Below are 4,926 nucleotides of genomic sequence, written 5' to 3' on the forward strand. Positions count from 1 at the left end.
TCCAGTTCGGTTTGGTAACTATTATTTGAGTATCCGTAAACCCCGGAGAAATTGATACTATTTGTGCAGGAGGAAACGCTTCACCTTCCTTATAATTAAAATTGATATCTGCCATTATTTATTGTCTTTTCGCATTATTTCTGGACTCTTTTATTTTTTGCAATCGTTCATCAAAACGTTGTATTTCATCATCGCCAATAAGAGAGACAGCGGTCACCCCCTCATCTAATAACCTATTGACAGCAGAAGAAAATAGTGTCATTGCTTCATAAGGATCCTTCTCTTCGATATCTGTAGTATCCTGACGTTCTTCTTTAAATTCTGGTGGTGGCGTAGTAGTAAATCCTCCTTCAGCAAATTTGCCAAGCTTCATTTTCCTTTTGGTCTCCAGATACTCCATAATTTGAGGAATTGCAGGATCTGTACTATTCATCACAAACTCAGGTATCACATATTCATTTGCATGTACAGTTCCTGCCACCTCATGTCCAGTCTCATCCAAATACCCAATACCTTGTGTATATCCTCCCTCTGCATAATTGTTTTTATCTGGTAATGGCTTAGCTAACACCAATCCTGCCTGTACTACACCCATAGCACCTATTAATGCAGTCCAGGGCATACCTAAAGTATGAGGAGATGATGCGTAAGCTTTTGCAATCCCTAAAGCCGTATTTGCGGCGATTCCAAAAAGAGTAGAGATTTGTTCCCTTTTGGCTTGTTTGTATTCAACTTCAGCTTTCTTTTTCGCTAATTCCTGATCAAGTTTTTCAACTTCTTTATTATAGGTTTCCTGATCAATAACCCCAGAATCCAATTGCCTCTTTAAAGCCTTTTTCTTTTTATCATTGTTCTTCTCAAAACTCTTTAATTGTTTGGCTTCATTAGCTGCTAAGAAATCACTATACATCCCCCAAACATTCTGCAAGGCACCAACGACCATTTCGACTGCCTTAATTTTATCTTTGGCAGTATCTAAATTCTCAAACGTGTTTTCCCAATCATCAATAGTGAAACCGAAAATATCTACTTCTCCTTTTAACCCTTCCACCTCAGGATCCTCTTCTTCCTCATTTTTTATTACACCTATTTCTGAAAGCTTAAGTTTTACCTCGTCTAATCGTTGGTTCAGAAGTTCTTTTTGCTCATCAGTAAGTAATTTATCGCCAAGGTTTATTCCTGTCTCTTCTCCGGATAACAGGGAGGTCATTAGGTCTATCTGCTTTTTATAAAACGCAGCTTTGTGATCAAGTTCTGATAGTTCAAAATTCCTATGCAATGCATTTTTTGCATCATTTAAAGTTTTAATTTCAGAGAGCTCCTTATCCGACAATGTACCTTTAAGTAATGCTTTAGCCTCTTCTATATTTTCTAATGCTGCTATCTGATTATTATGGTCGGTCTCTCTAAGAAGTGTATCGCGTTCATATTGCTTTTTTAATTTTTCAATATGATCAGCAATAGCCTCATTCTCTATCTTAGCGATATTGGTTTGGTGCTGTAATTCTAATATCTCAAGAGCTTTAAGCTCCTGAGCAGTCATTTGGTTTTTGTTCTTACCAAATAACCCTGCCTTTTTCAAACGCTCCTGAAACGCAGCCTCTTCTTGCTCTAATAATCCTTTACTATTTAGAATCACTAGATCCCTGAATTCTTTTTCTTTTTGTAATCGTTTCCGTAATTCTTCTAATTGCTTACGGGTGATATGTGACCTTCCGTTTTGTAACTCTTCCTCTGCCTTTTGTTGTTCTTCTAGTTTTGCTTTATCAACAAATCCTTGTTTTCGGGATTCAAACTCAAGGTCTACTTTTTTTGAGGCCTCTTCTCGTATTCTTTTAATTTCATCCACAATACCAGAAGCAGAAGTTTTCACATCATCAAAAGATTTACTTACATTTTTCTTATAGTTATCGGCTGCTTTTTTGGCACCATCAAAATCAAGGCTAATCAATTTTTGAAATATATCCCCAAAAGAAAAAGCCTCCCCAATCAATTCTTTGATACTACCGATCACTAATCTAAAATTACTTCTAACAATGTTGGGCATTGCCTTTGTTGTAGCGAGGAATAGGACTATTTGCTTTGCCAGAAATTTATTTGAATCTGTAAAAGCTCCTCGTATACCACCCAATGCACTATAAAAAACGGTTTGAATCTTCGTCCATACCAAATCCATTTCCCCTGCAAAAGCAACATAATCATCAGATCGTAAAGCCTCATCTTTTGCTATAGCAAGCTCATGATGAGCGTCTGCGGTTTCTTTCAGCATTTGTTGAAGAGGTGTGAGTACAATGGTTTGATCTGCCAATGCTTTATTAATTGCTTCAAAAATCTTTAAAGCTCCTCCTGCATCTTCCCCAGCTCCTTTAAACAAATCTGCTGTTAACTGCTGTTGTTGCTGTACACTTAAACCATACTTTTTACTTTCCTTAATGATTTCCTGTAATGCTTTTTTGGTAGTAACCGTTCCCTGTTTTATGCCTTTAAACAGTTTATCGGTGAAAGAGATCCCAAATGCATTATCCAAAGCATCTCTAGTCGTATCTGTCTGCTCAGTCATTGCCAAATGGAATTCTTTTAACGCATCAGGAAGCTTATCTTTAAACACACCCAAATCATAACCTGTAGCAATAATATTCTTAAAGTCATTTACACTATACCCTGCATCGGCAAGAAATGGAGCAAACTCATTTAGACTCTCTAAATACTCTTCATTTACCACCCCTCCTTCTATCAATCCTTCTTCTATGGTATTTAGTGCTTCACTCCAACTGATCTTAAATTTTTTAACCAGAACATTAGCGGTTTCCAGAGTCTTCTTATAATCCTGATCAAAAACTTCTGAAATGGTTTGTGCATGTAATCGAACTTCATGCGCTTGCTCACCAACCAATCCTGTCACCTGCTCTGTAAGCTTGGCTGATTTCCAAACCTCTTTATTATACTTTGACCATTCTTTAACTGCTAAACCAACCCCTGCCAAAACGGTAGCAGCAAGAACCACAGGGTTTGCGAGTAAGGATAACGCAGCCTTTCCTACACTCTTAATACTTCCTGCAATTCCGTTAAAACCTGCTTTTATTTCCTTATAATTCCCTCTTTTAAATCCTGTAAATAATGAACCTACACTATCCGTGAAATCATTAACCACTTCTTCATCTGATTTCATTTGATCAATAAATTCTTTTTGCTGTTTTTCAGCATCATCCATCAGCTTATTATACTGAGCGAGGTTTTTCCCCGCTTCCTTCCAATTATCAGAACCAATAGGGCTTTTATCCAGTTGCCTTTTTGCCTTAAAGTATTCACGTTTAAACGTGAGAAATGTATTTTCAACTTCCTTACCGTTTACCTTTATTTTAAATTTTAATTCTGGAGCATTATTATTCATCCTGAGTAAGCGTTACAATGAGGTTATTAAATTTTGCCTGAAAAGATTCGGTTCTGGTCTCAGCCAAGTGTTTAGCCAAATACGTTATCGCACCACTGGATTTATAAACATCCTTGAAAATGGAACGATCACGAACATTAAGAATATGGGATTCCCGATTTGTAAATTCTTTACTAAACCTGTTATGGGAAAAGCGAACAAAACTCCCATCCCGTTTTCCTTCAAAACCATAATGATGCATAAAAGCATACTTATTGGAGGTAGTATCAAGACCTAACAATACATACTCTCCTAGTTTGGGACGTACCTTACTGGCACGAAGCATAGGCTTTATCTTTTTACCTTGAAAAACACCACCTCGGTTTTTTACATCAAAAGCCCGATTGATATTTTTATGCAAATAACGAGTAGCCAAACGGGCAGCATGTGCTCCTATTTTAGCTTCTTTCTGACGGATGATTTTCTGTTGTGCAGATAAAGGCATCTTTTTTTATGCAAGATGCCATTAGAGGAGAATCAAAAAAAGGACAACGGATTAAAGGGAATCTATATCACTCCAATCATTAACATCTATAGTCAATGGTTGTTTGGTTTTTAAGGTCAGAGAAAATTCCATACCCACTAATCCAAGACTGGATTTTAATCGAATTTCATTGAATTCAACATTATTTTGATCAAAATTTTTATACAACCATTGGGAATCTGGTTTTTTACTGTCATAATAAATACGGCTAAGCACTTTGAAACCAACTCGTTCACAATCCGCAATGGTCGAAGATTCTAAAGCATAGTCATCCGCTTTAGATATTGATTGTACTATTCCAAAATGGATAACCCTTCCTGCAAGTGTACGTTGATCATTACCATTTAGCACTCCTTCATATTTAAAAATCGTAAGTAACTTTCCCTGTATCCCACGTTTTGTGTTTAATTTATCATGTAGTTCCTGCTCATTATATCCAACAAAATTATCGATCTCCGTACAATAAGAAGCAAGAGACTCCAAATATGTTTTAACCTTATTATAATCTAAACGTTCATCCATTTTTTCGTGTAAATTCTTTTTGATCCGCTAACTCATCGTCAAGGATATTCATAAAATCATATAGATTGGCTTCCTTGGTATTAGGTAGTGGTCCAAAAGGTTGATTTTCACTTCTGGCCATATTAAACACAATTTTATCAAAGGAGTTATAAGTATTCTTCCCTGAGCCTGATGAGTTTTTAAACACATGGGTAAACCTTTGGATTAGCAACTGTCTACTCCCTATATATGCCAATACTACTGATAGTTTTTTATCTCTAGGCATTAACCTAACATATATAGAATGATCTAATTCTTTACGGGAAAAAACTTTGCCTTTTGGCAAATACAAAATGGAAACCAACCTATTGAGTTCTTTACTATTCCTTGTCTTACACCAACTATAGTAAAACATATCTGCCATAGAAAATTGATCAATCGTAAGATTATTCATTCTGGAATCTGGACCGTACAGTTTTATAAATCCTAATTTTAAATATTTTGGAAATTC

At 36.1% G+C, this 4,926-nt stretch carries 4 protein-coding genes; all 4 read right to left on the bottom strand.

The window, feature by feature from the left end; translation table 11 throughout:
- Positions 1 to 118 precede the first annotated feature (118 nt).
- A complete protein-coding gene (locus FOF46_RS30320) occupies positions 119 to 3,391 on the bottom strand; it encodes a phage tail tape measure protein (protein ID WP_143919162.1) in 3,273 nt (1,090 codons plus the stop codon).
- Entirely contained in the window at positions 3,384 to 3,875 is a 492-nt protein-coding gene (locus FOF46_RS30325; RefSeq protein WP_143919163.1) for a hypothetical protein, read from the bottom strand. Before FOF46_RS30325 ends, FOF46_RS30320 begins: the two co-directional genes overlap by 8 nt.
- A 51-nt stretch (positions 3,876 to 3,926) precedes the next feature.
- Positions 3,927 to 4,436 carry a hypothetical protein gene (locus FOF46_RS30330; protein ID WP_143919164.1) on the bottom strand — a complete coding sequence of 170 codons (510 nt, stop codon included), beginning with the start codon at positions 4,434 to 4,436 and terminating at the stop codon, positions 3,927 to 3,929.
- A partial coding sequence (locus tag FOF46_RS31975; protein WP_167572018.1) for a hypothetical protein occupies positions 4,429 to 4,926 on the bottom strand: 498 nt, incomplete at its 5' end. The genes FOF46_RS31975 and FOF46_RS30330, both read right to left, overlap by 8 nt.

Origin of the sequence: Aquimarina algiphila, from assembly GCF_007489275.1 — a bacterium.
Lineage (GTDB): Bacteria > Bacteroidota > Bacteroidia > Flavobacteriales > Flavobacteriaceae > Aquimarina > Aquimarina algiphila.

Coding starts and splice junctions, on each gene's coding strand:
- FOF46_RS30320 (WP_143919162.1), bottom strand. CDS start 3,391: ATGAATAATAATGCTCCAGAATTAAAATTTAAAATAAAGGTAAACGGT.
- FOF46_RS30325 (WP_143919163.1), bottom strand. CDS start 3,875: ATGCCTTTATCTGCACAACAGAAAATCATCCGTCAGAAAGAAGCTAAA.
- FOF46_RS30330 (WP_143919164.1), bottom strand. CDS start 4,436: ATGGATGAACGTTTAGATTATAATAAGGTTAAAACATATTTGGAGTCT.